This window comes from Streptomyces sp. NPDC055632 (assembly GCF_053618675.1).
In genome coordinates this window covers 289,330-305,329 of sequence record NZ_JBSHHY010000005.1, presented here as the reverse complement: position 1 = coordinate 305,329, position 16,000 = coordinate 289,330, and the positions used below count along the sequence as shown (strand labels likewise).

The following is a 16,000-nucleotide window of genomic DNA, read 5'->3' as shown; positions in this document are numbered from 1 at the left end:
GCGCCATGACCAGCCAGCTCGTGCGGCCGACGACGGGGGCCGTCCGCCGCGACGCCCGGCAGAAGGTGACGGGCGAGGCCCGCTACGCCGCCGACCGGACGCCGCCCGGGTGCCTGCACGCCTGTCCCGTGCCCGCCGGCGTCGCCCGCGGCCGGGTCACCGCCGTGCACGCCGACGCGGTCCTGAAGCTCCCCGGTGTGCACGCCGTCCTCACCCACGAGAACGCGCCCCGGCTGGGCGAGGCGGACGACCCGACGCTCCTGCTGCTCCAGGACGACCGGGTCCCGCACCGCGGCTGGTACGTCGCCGTCGTCGTCGCCGACACCCCGGAGATCGCGCGCGAGGCCGCCGAGGTCCTCGGCGTCGACTACGCCGCCGAGGACCACGACGTCCTGCTGCGCGCCGACCACCCGGACCTCTACACGCCCGAGGAGGCCAACGGCGGCCATCCGGCCGTGCGCGAGCGCGGCGACTTCGACGCGGCCTTCGCCGCCTCGCCGGTGCGGCTCGACGCGACGTACTCCATGAGCGCCCTGCACAACCATCCGATGGAGCCCCACGCGTCCACGGCCCACTGGGAGGACGACGGCCTGACCGTGTACGACTCCAGCCAGGGGGCGTCGACGGTGCGGGACGTCCTCGCGGGCCTCTTCGAGCTGCCGCCGGAGCGGGTCACGGTCGTCTCCGCCTTCGTCGGCGGCGGCTTCGGTTCGAAGGGCACGCCCCGGCCCCCGTGCGTCCTCGCGGCGATGGCCTCCCGGCACACCGGCCGCCCGGTGCGGCTCGTCCTGCCCCGCCGCGAGCTCGCGGCGGTCGTGGGCCACCGCGCGCCCACGGTCCAGCGGCTGCGGATCGGCGCGTCCGAGGAAGGGGTGATCAGCGCCCTCTCCCACGAGGTCGTCACCCAGACGTCGACGGTGAAGGAGTTCGTGGAGCAGGCCGCCGTCCCGGCCCGCGCCATGTACACCTCTCCCCACAGCTTCACCGGTCACCGGGTGGTGGCCCTGGACGTGCCGTCGCCGTCGTGGATGCGCGCCCCGGGCGAGGCGTCCGGCATGTACGCCCTGGAGTCGGCCATGGACGAGCTGGCCGGAGCGGCGGGCGTCGACCCGGTGGAGCTCCGGCTGCGCAACGAGCCCGACACGGAGCCCGACAGCGGCAAGCCCTTCAGCAGCCGGGGCCTCGCCGCGTGCCTGCGGGAGGGTGCGCGGCGCTTCGGCTGGGAGGGCCGCGACCCCCGGCCGGGCGTCCGCCGCGACGGCGACCTGCTGTGGGGCACGGGGGTGGCCTCGGCCACCTACCCCGTGCTCCTGAGCCCGTCGAAGGCCTCGGCGCACGCCGAGCCGGACGGGCGGTACACCGTACGGGTCGACGCCACCGACATCGGCACGGGCGCGCGTACCGTCCTGGCCCAGATCGCCGCCGAGGCCCTCGGCGTCCCGCTCGACTCCGTACGGGTCGAGCTCGGCAGCAGCGCCCTGCCGGACGCCCCCGTGGCGGGCGGCTCCTCCGGCACGGGCTCGTGGGGCTGGGCCGTGCACAAGGCCTGCACCGCCCTGCGCGAGGAGCTGGCCGGCCGTTCGGGCCCGCTGCCTCCCGGGGGCGTCACGGCCGAGGCGGACACGGAGGAGGAGACGGGCCAGGAGTCCCCGTACGCCCGGCACGCGTTCGGCGCCCACTTCGCGGAGGTCCGCGTCGACACCGTCACCGGCGAGGTCCGGGTGAGCCGACTGCTCGGCGTCTACGCGGCGGGGCGGATCCTCAACCCCCGCACGGCCCGCTCCCAGTTCATCGGCGGGATGACGATGGGGCTCGGCATGGCGCTGACCGAGCACAGCACCATGGACCCCGCCTTCGGCGACTACACCGAACGCGACCTGGCCTCCTACCACGTGCCGGCCTGCGCCGACGTGCCGGAGATCCAGGCGCACTGGGTGGACGAGCACGATCCCCACCTCAACCCGATGGGCAGCAAGGGCATCGGGGAGATCGGCATCGTCGGCACGGCCGCGGCGATCGCCAACGCCGTCCACCACGCGACCGGCGTGCGCCTGCGCGAGCTGCCCCTGACCCCGGACCGGTTGCTGCCGCACCTGTCGGCCTGAGGGCGTACCGCCGGCTGAGGACGCACCGCCGGTCCGAGGAAGCACGAAAGGCCGTTCTCTCCTGTACGAGAGAACGGCCTCCGACCTGCGTTTCCGCATGGTCGGGACGACAGGATTTGAACCTGCGACCCCTTGACCCCCAGTCAAGTGCGCTACCAAGCTGCGCCACGTCCCGGTGCCCGTCTGACCTGGGGTTTTCCCCTGGCCGAACGCGCATGAGAACAATACCGCACTTTCCCGGGTGGTCACGAACCCCTTTCCCGGCGCCTCCGGGCGGGCGGGAGCCCGGGACGCTTCGGTGACCCTCCGTGACGCTCCCCGTCGGCCCTCTCGCGCTTGCGCCGCACGGACGGGGCTCGCGCGAGGGGGCGGAATGCCGCTCTTCTGTAGCGGAAGCGGCTCATATGGGGAAGGTACGGGGCCCACGACCATATGTCTGGACCTTTATTGCCCCTGGCATGTGGCAGAAACATGCCCACCGGCGGAGAGGGCGGATAGGGCCGAGGGGGCCAAGTCCACCCGAAACATAGTCGAACTCAATCGTCAACCGCTCCTGTTTCAGACAAACTTCGTTCCGTTATTGATCCATCACAGAAAGATCAACACCATGAAGAGGTCGGCCTGTTCGGGACGGGACCACTGCCGATGCACCACCTGATCGGACAGATGCCGATCAGGCGTTTCGCGGGAGGGACTCGTAATGAACAGCTACTTCAGCAGTCGGCTGCATCATGAGCTCAGGGCGACGGTCCGGGACTTCGCGGAGCGTGAGGTCCGGCCACGCATAGCCGAGATGGAGGCCTCCCGGACGGTTCACCACGAGCTGTCCCGGCTGATCGCCGAGCAGGGCTGGCTGGGCGCGACGATCAGCCCCGAGTACGGCGGCATGGGCGCCGGCCACCTGGCCAAGACCATCATCATCGAGGAGCTCTCCCGGGTCAGCGGCGCCATGGGCGCCATGGTCCAGGCCTCCCAGCTGGGCACCGCCAAGATCGTCCACTTCGGCAGCGACGAGCAGCGCAAGACCTGGCTCCCGGCGATCGCCGCCGGCGAGTGCCTGCCGACCATCGCGGTCACCGAGCCCGACGCCGGCGGCCACGTCCTCGGCATGAGCGCCAGCGCGGTCCGGGACGGCGACGACTACGTCCTCAACGGCAGCAAGGTCTACGTGGGCAACAGCCACGTGGGTGATCTGCACGGCGTCGTGGTCAGGACCGGTCCCGGCTCGAAGGGCCTCAGCGCGTTTCTGGTCGAATCCGATCGACCGGGTTTCAGGACCGGTCCGCAGCAGACGGCCATGGGGCTCCACGGCTTCAGCTTCGGCGAGCTGATCTTCGAGAACTGCCGGGTGCCGGCCGCCAACCGGCTCGGCGACGAGGGCGACGGCCTCTCCGTCGCGTACTCCTCCAGCGTGCTGTACGGGCGGGCCAACCTCACCGCCGTCTCCCTCGGCATCCACCAGGCGATCCTGGAGGAGACCACCCGCTTCGCCTCCGAGCGCATCCGCTACGGAAAGCCGCTCCACGACCTCCCCACGGTCAAGCTGAAGCTGGGCCAGATGCAGTCCCGGCTCATGACCGCCCGGCTGGCCGCGTACCACGCCGTGCACCTGCTCGACCAGGGCCTCTCCTGCGACGCCGAGCTGATGAACGCCAAGCTCGTCAACGTCGAGTCGGCGATCGACTCCGGCCGCAACGCCATGGAGATCCACGCCGCCGCCGGGCTCTTCACCGACCGGGCCATCGAGCGGTACCTCCGGGACGCGCACCACATCTTCGCCCCCGCCGGCACCTCCGACATCCAGCTCCTGCGCCTGGCCGAGGTCGCCCTCGGCCAGGACAAGGGAAGCTGGTCGGAGCGGCTGTCCGAGCTGGTCCGCACGCCGGAGCCGGAGCCGCTGCCCGTCTGATCCGCGATCGGCCCCGACGGGCCCCGGCCCGTCGTCGGACGCCGACGGTCAGAGCGTGCCGTCCTCGCGGCGGTGGATCTGCTCCACCAGCTCCGCGGCCATCGCCTTGATGGTCTCCAGGCCGGCGCGGCCCCACGGGCGCACGTCGGTGTCGACCACGCAGATGGTGCCGAGCGCGACCCCGGTGCGGTCGATCAGCGGCGCCCCCATGTAGGAGCGGATGCCGATCTCGTCCACGACCGGGTTGCCCGCGAAGCGCGGGTAGTCGCAGACGTCCTCCAGGACGAGCGCCTTGCGCCGCACCACGACGTGCGGGCAGTAGCCGTGGTCGCGGGCCATGAAGCGGCCGACGCCGCCCGCGCCCGCGGCGGCGGCACCCAGGTCGCTGCCGGAGTGGGTGCCCTCGGGGGTGTGGAGCCCCGCGAAGAACTGCCGGTTCTCGTCGATGAAGTTGACCATCGAGAACGGGGCTCCGGTCATCTCGGCGAGCCGGTGCGCGAAGTCGTCGAACGCCGGCTCCGGCCGCTCCCCCAGGCCGAGTTCGCGCAGCCGTCGCACCCGGGCCGGCGCGTCCTTGTCGTTCGGGGTCAGCAGGAGGTGACCGGTCGGGTCGTAGGTCATGGCGTGGCTCCGTAGCTCGGCACGGTGTCCGGGATGGTGGTGAGCAGGTACTGGACGAGGGTCAGCAGGGTGCGGACGCCGGAGCTGGAGATCCGGGCGTCGCAGAGGACGACCGGCACCTCCGGGTCGAGGTCGAGCGCGGACCGCACCTCGTCCGGCTCGTAGCGGTGGGCGCCGTCGAACTCGTTGATCGCGACGACGAAGCGGATCCCCCGCCGCTCGAAGAAGTCGACGGCGGCGAAGCACTCCTGGAGCCTGCGGGTGTCGGCGAGGACGACCGCTCCGAGCGCGCCCTCGGAGAGCTCGTCCCACATGAACCAGAAGCGCTCCTGGCCCGGGGTGCCGAAGAGGTACAGCACGTGCTGGTTGTCGAGCGTGATGCGGCCGAAGTCCATGGCGACGGTGGTCGTGGTCTTCGACTCCACGCCCTCCAGACTGTCGGTGGCCGCGCTGACCGAGGTCAGGAGCTCCTCGGTGCTCAGCGGTTCGATCTCGCTGACGGCGCCCACGAGGGTCGTCTTGCCCACGCCGAAGCCGCCCGCCACCAGGATCTTGACCGCGGTGGGGAAGGAGTCGGCGGGGAAGGAGTCGGCCGCGAAGCTCTCGTGGCGCTCAGAGCCGTTGTCGTAGGCCATCGAGCACTGCCTCCAGCAAGGAACGGTCGGTTGGGTTGGCGTGGAACCGGGGCGCCCGGGCGGTGAGCGCCCCGCAGTCCACGAGGTCGGAGAGCAGGACCTTGGTGACGACGGCCGGCAGCCTTAAGTGCGCCGCGACCTCGGCCACCGAGGTGGGCCCGTCGCACAGCCCGAGGGCCAGGCTGTGCTCGGGACCCATGTGCGCCTGGGGGGACGAGCCGGTCGCCATCACCATCGACAGCAGGTCGAGGGCGGTGGTGGGCTTGGTCCGGCCGCCGCTGACGGTGTACGGGCGGATCAGCCGCCCGGCCGCGTCGTCGAGCCAGGGTCCTTCCTGAGGGGACGTCACGACTACTGTCCGAAGCCGCCGAGGGCGCCGGCTGCCTGCCGGGCGGGAGTGACCAGGTACGGCCGGACGCTCTTGACGAGCATCGCCATCTCGTAGCCGAGGACGGCGGCGTCCGCCTCGCGCCCGGCGAGGACGGCCAGGCAGGTGCCGGAGCCGGCGGTGGAGACGAACAGGAGGGTGGAGTCGAGCTCCACGACCACCTGGCGGACCTCGCCGCCGTCGCCGAAGCGGGCACCCGCGCTCCGGCCGAGCGAGTACAGGCCGGAGGCGAGCGCCGCCATGTGGTCGGCGGCGTCGGGGTCGAGTCCGTGGACGGATTTGACGAGGCCGTCGGAGGAGAGCAGAACGGCGTTGCGGGTGTACGGGACCCGCTGGACCAGTCCGCTCAGCAGCCAGTCGAGGTCCGAGGAATGGCCGGTCGGCGCATTGCTCGCCATGGTGCATCTACTCCTTGTGCGCGTCGCCGGGACGCGGCGACTCATGGGGGGCGGGCTGGGATTCGGCGAGGCCGATACCGCGCTGGAACGCGGCCATCAGACCCGGGTCGTGCAGGGCGTGCTCCTCGTTCCTGCGGGCCACGGGCTCCTCCCGCAGCTGCGGGACGAGGTGCTCCTGCGCGCGCCGCTTGGGGAGCAGGGGCCGGCCGTTGTCCTCGGCGGAGGGTGCCGGGGGCAGCGGCGAGACCAGGGAGGCCGGCGGGCCCGGGTGTCCGGTGTCGGCCGGACGGTCCGGGACCAGGGAGGTATGGCCGGTGGTCACGGGGGTGTGGCCGGTGACCACGGGGGTGTGGCCGGTGTCTCCGTATCCGCCGGTCGGCACGGTCGTACGGGGGTACGCGTGCGAGCCGGTGGCGACGGCCTCCTCGTGGTGGGCGGGGGCCCGCTCCGGGGAGGGCGCGGACGCCGGTGCGGCCGCCCCGTCGAACAGCGCGGGCACGGGTGCCTGCGGGTGGGACGGGACGGTGTGGGACGGGACCTGGGCCGGCACGGGGGCCGGGTGCCGGGGGTCCGGTGCGTGGGCCGGCGCCGTCTGCGGGGCCGTGACGGCGGGCTGCGCCGGGGGCTGGGGCTGCATCTGCACCTGGCCGGGCGGGATCGCCGAGGATCCGGCGGTCGCGGCGGCCTGGCGCTCGTGCTGGGCGAGGCCCTCCGGGTCGGCGCCGAGGAGGCCCTGCGGGAGGACGAGCACGGCCTGCACGCCGCCGTAGATGTTGGACTGGAGGCGGACGGCGATGCCGTGCCGCCGGGCGAGCGCCGAGACGACGAAGAGTCCGATGCGGCCGTCCTGGAGCAGGTGCGAGACGTTGACCTGGTCGGGATCGGCCAGCAGGGCGTTCATCTTGTTCTGCTCGGCGACGGGCATGCCGAGCCCGCGGTCCTCGACCTCGATCGCGAGGCCCGCCGTGACGTACTGGGCGCGCAGCAGCACCGTGGTGTGCGGCGCGGAGAACAGCGTCGCGTTCTCGACGAGTTCGGCGAGGAGGTGGATGACGTCGGCCACGGCATGGCCCCGGAGCGTACCGTCGATCGGGGGCACGAGCTTCACGCGCGGGTACTGCTCGACCTCGGCGATGGAGGAGCGGAGCACCTCGGTCATGGTGACCGGGTTCGACCACTGGCGGCGGGAGATGGCGCCACCGAGCACGGCGAGGTTCTCGGCGTGGCGGCGGATGCGGGTGGCCAGGTGGTCGACGTGGAACAGGCCCTTGAGCAGCTCCGGGTCCTCGACCTCGTTCTCCAGCTCGTCGAGGAGCTGGATCTCGCGGTGGACCAGGGACTGGAGGCGCCGGGCGAGGTTGACGAAGACCTCGACCTTCTGTTCGTTCCCGACGCTGCTGGAGAGCCGGGACGCCTGCACGACGGCCGCGACGGCGGCTTCGTGAGAGCGCGTCAGTTCTTGCGAGAGCAGGTCGAATTCGTCACCTGTGGCGGTCGTGGCCGGCGGTACGGGGCGGGGCGGGGCCCCTTCCCCCCTGCGCAGCTGTTCGACGATCGCACGCAGTTCGCTCTGGCCGCGGGCACTGGTGCGGCGCAGGGCGTTGCAGCGGTCGAGGACCGCCTTGGCGGCGCGGTCGGCGCCGAGCGCGGCGGCCGCGACGGAGGCGACGGTGAGGGCGGCCGCGCCGGTGAGGGCGGCCCAGAGGCCGGGGGTGGGGCTGGCTCCCGTGGAGCGGATGGTGAAGAGGACCGCCGCCGCGCCGCCGAGGGCCACCGCGACGGCGGGGAGCACGGAGGTGCGCAGGAGTTGGGGCCGGATGCGGGCTTCCGCGGGGAGCGGCGCGGGGGACTGCGCCGTGGGGGTGCTGCCGTTACCGGTGACGGAGCGGGCGCCCGGCCGGCCGTGCCGCCCGCCCTCGCGTCGGTCGGAACGCGAGGCGGGTGCGCGAAGTTGAGACATGAGTGTCCTTGGTACGTGCCCAGGAGTCGGCGTACTGCGGGGAGCGTGGTGGGGGCGTGCTGGGTGTTCTACCGGGGTGGACTAAAGCGGGCGTCTACGGGGTCGTCTACGAGGGGGGTGCGGTGAGCCTACCGATGATCATCGACCACACACTGTAGTCGTCAACCGTTCATGTGCGGCGCGCAGTTGGCAAACTTACCCGTAGAGCGACCCCGCCCGGTATCGCCCCTCGCACAACAGGCCGAGAACAGTCGGCCGGAACTCGTCCCCGCGGCGCGGAGTGATCGCCGGGAGGCGGGAGCGGAAGGACGCGGAGGCGCCCCCGCACCTCCACCCCTCGGGGAAATCGCTCCCGACCGGAATCCCCGGCGGGGATGCGGACCCACCCGGTCCGCCCGTTCTCTGCCGATTCCCGCGATCTTCGGCGCATCCGTCCCGTGCTCGTGAAGGACGCCTTCCGCCACCCGGCGGACACTTGCCACGGTGGCCGGATCCGTACGTTCGACCGGCACCGGCGGCGGAGGCGCATCACGGTGGGTGAAGACGCGCCCCCCTCCCTCCCCGACCTCGACCGCGCGGCGGACACGTGCGCCCCGACGCGCGAGAACGGGCACCGCATTCCGCTTGCCTTCCGCACTCCCGCCATCTTAGGGTCACCTTAGTTAGTGGGGGTAACTACGCTGCGCGGAGGGCAAGAATGGCACGAACCGGTGGTCGGCCACGTCAGATCGAGACGGCCGACATCGTCCGGGTGGGGCGGGAGATCGGGCTGCGGGACCTGAGCATGAACGCCGTGGCGGCGCGTCTCGGGGTGTCGTCCACGGCCCTGTACCGCCACGTGGACGGGCGGTGGGGGCTGGATCGGCTGGTGGGCGAGAGCCTGCTCGCGGAGCTCGACCTCCACGACGACCCGGCCGACGGGCCCGTACCCCACCTGCTGTCCACCGCGCTCCAGTTGCGGGCCTTCATGCTGCGGCACCCCGGCCTGACCTCGTACGTGCAGACCCTGTTCCCCCGGGGCGAGGGGGGCCGGCGGCTGCTCGCCGCCGCGGCCGCGTCACTGGTGCGGCGCGGTTACTCCACGGAGGCGGGCATCGTGCTCTCGGCCGCCGCCGCGTCGGTGGTCATCGGGTACGCGGCGACCGAGGAGATCCAGCGCGAGAGGGCCGGGGAACTCGACGCGCAGCGGCAGGGCGCCGAGGAGGCCCTGCTGGCCGACGCCCACCTCAGCGAGGCGCACCGCGCCCTGCCGACGATCACCCCCGACGAATACGTCCGGCTGTGGCTGGGGGCCGCGATCCGCGGTTTCGTGGAGGCCGCGCCCCCCGGACGGCCCGTGGACGAGATCAGGGCGGCCCTGCGTGCCGCCGGAGAGGGACGGTGATGGCCGGACGGGGCGTCAACGGGGTGATCATGCGCGCCTACGGCGCGCGCGACCACGAGGCGACGGTCACCGGGACGGAGCTGCTCGCCCCGCACTTCCTGCGCGTCCGGATGACCTCCCCCACCCTGCTGCGGGACGTGGTGGTCGCTCCGGCGGCGTACGTGCGCTTCTGGATGCCGGACCCGGACGATCCCGGGGTCGAGCACCAGCGCGGGTACACGCTGACGGAGGCGGACCCGGCCACCGGGGCGTTCGCGGTGGACTTCGTGCTCCACCACCCGGCCGGTCCGGCGTCCACCTGGGCGCGGCGGGCGGAGCCGGGAACGGGCGTGCGGGTCACCACGCTGGGCTCCACGCGGTTCGACCTGCCGCCCGACCTGCCGGCCGGGTACCTGCTGATCGGTGACGCCGCCTCCGTACCGGCGGTCAACGGCATCCTCGGGGTCCTGCCCCCGGAGGTCCCGGTGGAGCTCTACCTGGAGGAGCACCGGGAGACGGACCGGCTCGTCCCCCTCGTCGGGCACCCCCGGGCGGACGTCCACTGGGTGCCGCGCCGGGGGGAGGCGTCGCTCGCCGCCGCGATCCCGGACCGGGACCGGTCCGACTGGTACGCCTGGGCCACGCCGGAGTCCGGTTCGCTCAAGCACCTGCGCGCACGGCTGCGCGACGAGTTCGGCTTCCCCCGCAGCGAGACGCACACGCAGGCGTACTGGTACTACGGGCGGGCCTTCGGCTCCAACCGGCGCAAGGCCGCCGAGGAGCCGGTGACCGCCGGGACGCCGGTGGAGACCGTCCCGGAGACCGACGCGGCCGGGACCGGGACCGGGACCGCAACCGAGACCACGCTCGCGACTACGACTACGACCACGGCCACGGCCACGGCCACGGCCACGGCCACGGCCACGACTGCTCCCACGCACGCGGCCGAGCCGAAGCCGCACCGGGGCACCTGGCGGGCGCAGGCCGGCGGGCGGCTCCTCCGTCCGCTGCGTCCCACGCTGATCGCCGCCGGTGTCGCCCAGGCGCTCGTCACCCTCGTCCAACTCGCCCCGTTCGTCATGATGGTGGAGCTGGCCCCGTGCCTGACCTCGGGCAAGGACACGGACCGGCTGTGGGCCCTGGGGGCCTGGGCGGTCGGGTTGACGGGAGCCGGGGTGCTGCTGTCCTCCGGGCTGCTGCTCTGGCTGCACCGGGTCGACGCCCGGTTCGCGCGGAGCCTGCGGCGGCGGCTGCTGACCAAGCTCTCCCGGCTGCCGCTGGGCTGGTTCGACAGCCGGGGCTCGGGGCAGGTCAAGCAGATCGTGCAGGACGACACCCTCTCGCTGCACTACCTCGTCACCCACGCGGTCCCCGACGCGGTCGCGGCGGTGGTCGCCCCGGTCGCGGTCCTCGTCTACCTGTTCGCCGTCGACTGGCGGATCGCCCTGCCGCTGCTCCTGCCCGTCCTCGTGTACGTCGTGGCGATGACGATCATGGTGGTGCGGTCCGGTCCCCGCACCGCCGAGGCGATGCGCTGGTCGGAGCGCATGAACGTCTAGGCGGGCGCCTATCTGGAGGGCCAGCCGGTCGTCCGGGTGTTCGGCGGCGCGGCGGCCTCCTCCTTCCGCACCCGTCTCGGCGAGTACATCGAGTTCCTCGACGACTGGCAGCGGCCGCTCTCCGGACAGAAGACCTTCATCGACCTGGCCACCCGGCCCGCGACGTTCCTGCTGCTCGTCTGCGCCCTCGGCACCCCGCTCGTCGCCACCGGGCGCATGGACCCGGTCTCCCTGCTGCCCTTCCTGCTGCTGGGGACGACGTTCGGCGCGCGCCTGATGGGCATCGGTTACGGGCTCTCCGGCCTGCGCGAGGGGCTGCTCGCGGCCCGCCGCATCCAAGTGACGCTCGACGAGGCAGAGTTGGAGACGGCAGCGGGCCGGGAGGCCGTGCCGGAGGCGCCGGCGGGCAGGGTCGAGTTCGAGCGGGTCGGCTTCTCCTACCGTCCCGGCGTCCCCGTACTGGAGGACGTCTCGCTCACCCTCGAACCGGGCACCGTGACGGCCCTCGTCGGCCCCTCCGGTTCGGGCAAGTCCACGCTCGCCGCGCTCCTGGCCCGCTTCCACGACGTCACCGGCGGCGCGATCCGGATCGACGGCCGGGACGTGCGCGGGATGACCGCGGACGAGCTCTACTCCCGGGTCGGCTTCGTGTTCCAGCGGACGCAGCTCGTGCACGGCACGGTCCGGGAGAACATAGCCCTGGCCGTTCCCGGCGCCGGCGAGGAGCGGATCCTGGCCGCCGCCCGCGCGGCGCGGATCCACGAGCGGATCATGCGGATGCCCGACGGCTACGACACGGTCCTCGGCCCCGACGCGGCCCTCTCGGGCGGGGAGCGGCAGCGGCTCACGATCGCCCGGGCGATCCTCGCGGACACCCCGGTGCTCGTGCTCGACGAGGCCACGGCCTTCGCCGACCCCGAGTCCGAGTACCTGGTCCAGCGGGCGCTGAACCGGCTGACGGCCGGGCGCACGGTCCTGGTCATCGCGCACCGCCTGCACACGATCACCGGCGTGGACCGGATCGTGGTGCTCGACCACGGACGGATCGCGCAGACGGGCACCCACACCGGGCTGCTCGCCGACGACGGCCGGTACCGGCAACTCTGGGACGCCGCGACGGCGGGCGTCGACCGCACGGGAGCCCCTCGATGATCCGTACCCTGCTCCCCGCCGGCGGCCGGCGGGCGATCACCGCCCATCTGGCGCTGACCTCGCTGGGCGTCGTCCTGCGCGCCGTCGGCGCGGTGCTCCTCATCCCCCTGGTCGCCGCGCTGTTCGGGGACGAGCCCGCCACGGCGTGGCCGTGGCTGGGGGCCCTGGCGCTCGTCACGGTGGCGGGCTGGGCCGTCGACGCCGCGGCGGCACGACGCGGGTTCGCCCTCGGCTTCGGTCTGCTCGACACCGGCCAGCGCACGGTCGCGGACCGTTTGGCCGACATCCGCCTGACCTGGTTCACCGCCGAGAACACCGCGACCGGCCGGCAGGCCGTCGCCGCCACCGGACCCGACCTCGTCGGGCTCGTCGTCCACCTCGTCACCCCTCTCCTGAGCGGAGTGCTGCTGCCCGTCGTGATCGCCGTGGCGCTCCTGTCGGTCTCCTGGCAGCTCGGACTCGCGGCACTGGCCGGCGTCCCGGTGCTCCTCGCCGCGTTCTGGGCCTCCGTGCGCCTGGGACGCGACGCCGACCGGGCGGCCTCCCGGGCCAACAGCGCGCTGACCGAACGCGTCATGGAGTTCGCCCGCACCCAGCAGGCACTGCGGGCGGCCCGCCGCGTCGAGCCGGCCCGCAGCCACGCCGGGGCCGCCCTCGCCTCCCAGCACGGCGCCTCGACACGGCTGCTGCTCCTCCAGGTGCCCGGCCAGATCGTCTTCGGCCTGGCCGGGCAGCTCGCCCTGCTCCTCCTCGCGGGGACCACGGTCGCCCTCACCGTGGACGGCACGCTCGCCGCGCCCGAGGCCGTCGCCCTGATCGTGGTCGTCGTCCGCTACCTCGAACCGTTCACCACGGTCGCGGAGCTGTCACCGGGGGTCGAGACCAGCCTCGGGACGCTCCGCCGCATCCGCGACGTCCTCGACGCGCCCACCGACGGCGCCGGCACCCACCGGGCCGACCCGGGCCCGGCCCCCGGGATCGAACTGCGCGGGGTCACCTTCGGCCACGACGGCGGGAGGCCGGTGCTCGACGGTCTCGACCTGGTGCTCGCACCCGGCACGACCACCGCGATCGTCGGCCCGTCGGGCTCCGGCAAGAGCACCGTCCTGGCGCTCGTGGCGGGGCTGCACCGGCCCGACTCCGGAAGCGTCCTCTTCGACGGCGTCGACGGCGCCGCGCTGGACGCCCGGTCCCGGCGCGGGCTCGTCAGTTTCGTCTTCCAGGAGCCGTACCTGTTCGACGGAACCGTCCGGGAGAACGTCCTGGCCGGTGCCCCCGGGGCGGACGACGAGGCGGTGGACCGCGCCGCGCGCCTGGCCCGCGTCGACACCCTCGTCGACCGCCTGCCCGACGGACGGGCCGGCCGGGTCGGCGAGGCCGGTACGACGCTCTCCGGCGGCGAGCGCCAGCGCGTCTCCATCGCCCGCGCGCTCCTCAAGCCCTCACCGGTGCTCCTGATCGACGAGGCCACCAGCGCCCTGGACACCGAGAACGAGGCCGCCGTCACGGCCGCCCTCACCACCGACCCGGTCCCCCGCACCCGGGTGGTCGTCGCCCACCGGCTCAGCAGCATCCGCACCGCCGACCGGGTGCTCTTCCTGGAGGACGGCCGCGTCGTCGAGGACGGCCCGGTCGACGAACTCCTGTCCGCCGGCGGCCGGTTCGCCGACTTCTGGCGCCGGCAGGACAAGGCCGGCGGCTGGCGGCTCGGCGGGTAGGGCCGGGCCCGCCCCGGCGGGGGCGTTCCCGGGCGTCACCGGTCCGGCGGCGGAGGCGTTCCGGGCGTCACCGGTCGGCCGGCGGAGGCGTTCCGGGCGTCACCGCCCCGTCGACGGAGACCTTCCGAACGTCACCGCTCCCCCACCGCGAGGTCCAGGTCGCCGCGCGGCTCGGGCGCGGTCCCGACGGGGCGGGGGCGGCGCCACGGGCGTGCGACCGGGTGGGAGAAGGCCCGCCACCAGGCGTCGGACGGCAGCTTCCCCGCCGGTTCGAACGGTTCGCCGGGGCGGGGGAACGCCACCGCCTGGCCCGCCTCCTCCGCCGCGTCCTTCGTCCACTCCCCCGGCTCCGCCCACGGGTGCGGGGCGAGGTTGAAGCTGCCCCAGTGGATCGGCAGCAGGACGCCGGCCGGGCCGCCGCCCTGGAGGTCCAGGTGGGCGCGCATGCCCTCGGCGGGGGTCATGTGGATGTCGGGCCAGAACTCCGAGTAGGCGCCGAGCTGGATCATGGTGGCGTCGAAGGGGCCGTGGGCCGCGCCGATGTCCCGGAAGCCGGAGAAGTAGCCGGTGTCGCCGCTGTGGAAGACGCGGTGCTCGGGCCCCCGCGCGACCCAGGAGGCCCAGAGGGTGTGCTGCCTGTTGCGCAGGCCCCGGCCGCAGAAGTGGCGGGCCGGGGTGGCCGTGAGGGTCAGGTCGCCGATCTCGGTGGACTCGTTCCAGTCCAGTTCTCGCAGCCGGGAGGCGGGCACGCCCCAGTGCTCCAGGTGCGCGCCGACGCCGAGCGGCACCGCGAAGAGCGTGTCGGTGGTGGCGAGCTCCTTGATCGTCGGCAGGTCGAGGTGGTCGTAGTGGTCGTGCGAGATCACCACCACGTCGACCGGGCCGAGCGCGGCGAGCGACGCGGGCACCGGGTGGAGCCGCTTGGGCCCTGCGAACGGGAACGGGGAGCAGCGGTCGCCCCAGACCGGGTCGAACAGGACCCGGTGGCCGTCGATCTCCGCGAGGACGCCGGAGTGTCCCATCCAGGTGAGGCGCAGGCCGGTGGCCGGGGGCCGCGCGAGGTCGGCCACGGTGGTGGGGTGGACGGGTATCGCGCCGGTGGGGGCCCGGCGGGCGCGTCCCTCCTTCTCGAAGTAGGTCCTGGCGAGCTCGACGGTCGAACCGGAGGGGCCGCGCCGGGCCTGCTCGGGATTCTGGAAGATCCCGTCCCTGAAGTTGGGCGAGCGCCGGATCCGGGCGAGGCGCTCGCCGGTGGGTTCCGCGCCGAAGGACTCGGGGCGCAGGGCGCGCAGCCCGGCCCGTGGCGAACGGTCTGAGCCGGTGCCGGTCACAGGACCTCCTGATCTCTGGGGTCATTCCATTATGGGCGGCCCGTGGAGGGAGGGAGGGGGCGGTGCCGGGCCCGGTCCCGGCGGACGCCGGTGGCGGGAGCGAGTGGTGACGGAGGGTTTGGACGCGGGCACGCACCGGTGTTTTTTGTGATCATGCTCTTGTCATGTGCTGTGTAGGCTGCCGGGCGTGACGAGAGTGCGGTTGAGCGTGGCCGAGCGGCGGGAGGAGCTGCTGCGGGCCGCCGTGGAGCAGATCGAGGCGCGCGGGTCCGCCGCCGTGCGGATCGCCGACGTGGCCTCCGCGCTCGGCGTGAGCAACGCGCTCGTGCTCTACCACTTCGCTTCCAAGGAGCAGCTGGTCGCGGCCGCCTTCGCGCACGCCGCCGAGGCCGACCTGGCCCATCTGCGGCGGCTGCTCGGCCGGCGCACCACGGCGGTGCGGCGGCTGCGGGCGGCGGTCCGCTGGTACGCCCCGACCGGGCAGGCCAAGGGCTGGCGGCTGTGGATCGAGGGCTGGGCCGCCTCGCTGCGCGACCCGGAGCTGCGCCGGGTCGCCGCCTCCCTCGACCAGGAGTGGAAGGCGGCGCTGACCCGGGTGATCGCGGAGGGGGCCGCAGCCGGGGAGTTCTCCTGCCCGGACCCGGCCGAGGCGGCCTGGCGGCTCACCGCCTTCCTCGACGGCCTCGCCGTCCAGACCACCGCCTACGCCGGTCCCCTCTCCCGCACCGCGATGCTCCGCTGGGCCGACGCCGCCCTCGCCCGGGAGCTGGGCCTTCCGGACGGGGAACGCCGGGAGTGAGGGGAGCGGGCGGTCCGGAGGGATCCCGATCCGCCGGAGCCGGAGGGAGCGGGCGGTCCGGA

13 protein-coding genes and 1 tRNA gene are annotated in these 16,000 nt (G+C 73.7%); 7 read left to right on the top strand and 7 right to left on the bottom strand.

Annotated features, from left to right (window positions below):
• The first annotated feature begins 5 nt into the window (after positions 1–5).
• Complete coding sequence (locus ACWGSR_RS10545) at positions 6–2,105, top strand: xanthine dehydrogenase family protein molybdopterin-binding subunit (RefSeq protein WP_376230815.1); 2,100 nt, start codon at positions 6–8, stop codon at positions 2,103–2,105.
• A gap of 98 nt (positions 2,106–2,203) precedes the next feature.
• Here the strand turns inward: ACWGSR_RS10545 and ACWGSR_RS10540 are convergent.
• Positions 2,204–2,280: transfer RNA gene (locus ACWGSR_RS10540), tRNA-Pro, on the bottom strand.
• 525 nt (positions 2,281–2,805) lie between these two features.
• On the opposite strand from ACWGSR_RS10540, the gene ACWGSR_RS10535 reads away from it, so the two are divergent.
• Entirely contained in the window at positions 2,806–4,014 is a 1,209-nt protein-coding gene (locus ACWGSR_RS10535; protein WP_376230814.1) for an acyl-CoA dehydrogenase family protein, read from the top strand.
• A 48-nt stretch (positions 4,015–4,062) separates the two neighbouring features.
• Here the strand turns inward: ACWGSR_RS10535 and ACWGSR_RS10530 are convergent, their stop codons facing one another.
• From ACWGSR_RS10530 to ACWGSR_RS10510, 5 genes are read right to left on the bottom strand one after another with little or no spacing between them, the layout of a single operon-like run.
• Complete coding sequence (locus tag ACWGSR_RS10530) at positions 4,063–4,635, bottom strand: GAF domain-containing protein (RefSeq protein WP_376230813.1); 573 nt, start codon at positions 4,633–4,635, stop codon at positions 4,063–4,065.
• The gene (locus tag ACWGSR_RS10525; RefSeq protein WP_376230812.1) at positions 4,632–5,270 is read right to left on the bottom strand and encodes a GTP-binding protein; all 639 of its coding nucleotides are present in this window, start codon (positions 5,268–5,270) and stop codon (positions 4,632–4,634) included. The genes ACWGSR_RS10530 and ACWGSR_RS10525 overlap by 4 nt, the downstream gene beginning before the upstream one ends.
• Positions 5,248–5,619 carry a DUF742 domain-containing protein gene (locus ACWGSR_RS10520; protein WP_366374133.1) on the bottom strand — a complete coding sequence of 124 codons (372 nt, stop codon included), beginning with the start codon at positions 5,617–5,619 and terminating at the stop codon, positions 5,248–5,250. The genes ACWGSR_RS10525 and ACWGSR_RS10520 overlap by 23 nt, the downstream gene beginning before the upstream one ends.
• Before the next feature lie 2 nt (positions 5,620–5,621).
• A complete protein-coding gene (locus ACWGSR_RS10515) occupies positions 5,622–6,056 on the bottom strand; it encodes a roadblock/LC7 domain-containing protein (RefSeq protein WP_030215496.1) in 435 nt (144 codons plus the stop codon).
• Between the two features lie 7 nt (positions 6,057–6,063).
• A complete protein-coding gene (locus ACWGSR_RS10510) occupies positions 6,064–8,016 on the bottom strand; it encodes an ATP-binding protein (RefSeq protein ID WP_453565319.1) in 1,953 nt (650 codons plus the stop codon).
• Between the two features lie 697 nt (positions 8,017–8,713).
• Between ACWGSR_RS10510 and ACWGSR_RS10505 the strand changes: the two genes are divergently transcribed.
• From ACWGSR_RS10505 to ACWGSR_RS10490, 4 genes are read left to right on the top strand one after another with little or no spacing between them, the layout of a single operon-like run.
• Complete coding sequence (locus ACWGSR_RS10505) at positions 8,714–9,400, top strand: TetR/AcrR family transcriptional regulator (protein ID WP_453565317.1); 687 nt, start codon at positions 8,714–8,716, stop codon at positions 9,398–9,400.
• Positions 9,400–10,938 carry an SIP domain-containing protein gene (locus tag ACWGSR_RS10500; protein ID WP_453565314.1) on the top strand — a complete coding sequence of 513 codons (1,539 nt, stop codon included), beginning with the start codon at positions 9,400–9,402 and terminating at the stop codon, positions 10,936–10,938. The genes ACWGSR_RS10505 and ACWGSR_RS10500 overlap by 1 nt, the downstream gene beginning before the upstream one ends.
• 36 nt (positions 10,939–10,974) lie before the next feature.
• Positions 10,975–12,090 (top strand): ABC transporter ATP-binding protein, encoded by a 1,116-nt coding sequence (locus ACWGSR_RS10495; protein WP_453565311.1) that lies wholly within the window; start codon positions 10,975–10,977, stop codon positions 12,088–12,090.
• Complete coding sequence (locus ACWGSR_RS10490; RefSeq protein ID WP_453565309.1) at positions 12,087–13,808, top strand: ABC transporter ATP-binding protein; 1,722 nt, start codon at positions 12,087–12,089, stop codon at positions 13,806–13,808. Before ACWGSR_RS10495 ends, ACWGSR_RS10490 begins: the two co-directional genes overlap by 4 nt.
• A 131-nt stretch (positions 13,809–13,939) precedes the next feature.
• Here the strand turns inward: ACWGSR_RS10490 and ACWGSR_RS10485 are convergent, their stop codons facing one another.
• A complete protein-coding gene (locus ACWGSR_RS10485; RefSeq protein WP_376230807.1) occupies positions 13,940–15,139 on the bottom strand; it encodes an MBL fold metallo-hydrolase in 1,200 nt (399 codons plus the stop codon).
• Positions 15,140–15,326: 187 nt separating this feature from the next.
• Between ACWGSR_RS10485 and ACWGSR_RS10480 the strand changes: the two genes are divergently transcribed.
• Positions 15,327–15,938, top strand: a complete 612-nt coding sequence (locus tag ACWGSR_RS10480) for a TetR/AcrR family transcriptional regulator (protein WP_453565306.1) — start codon at positions 15,327–15,329, stop codon at positions 15,936–15,938.
• The last annotated feature ends 62 nt before the right edge of the window (positions 15,939–16,000 follow it).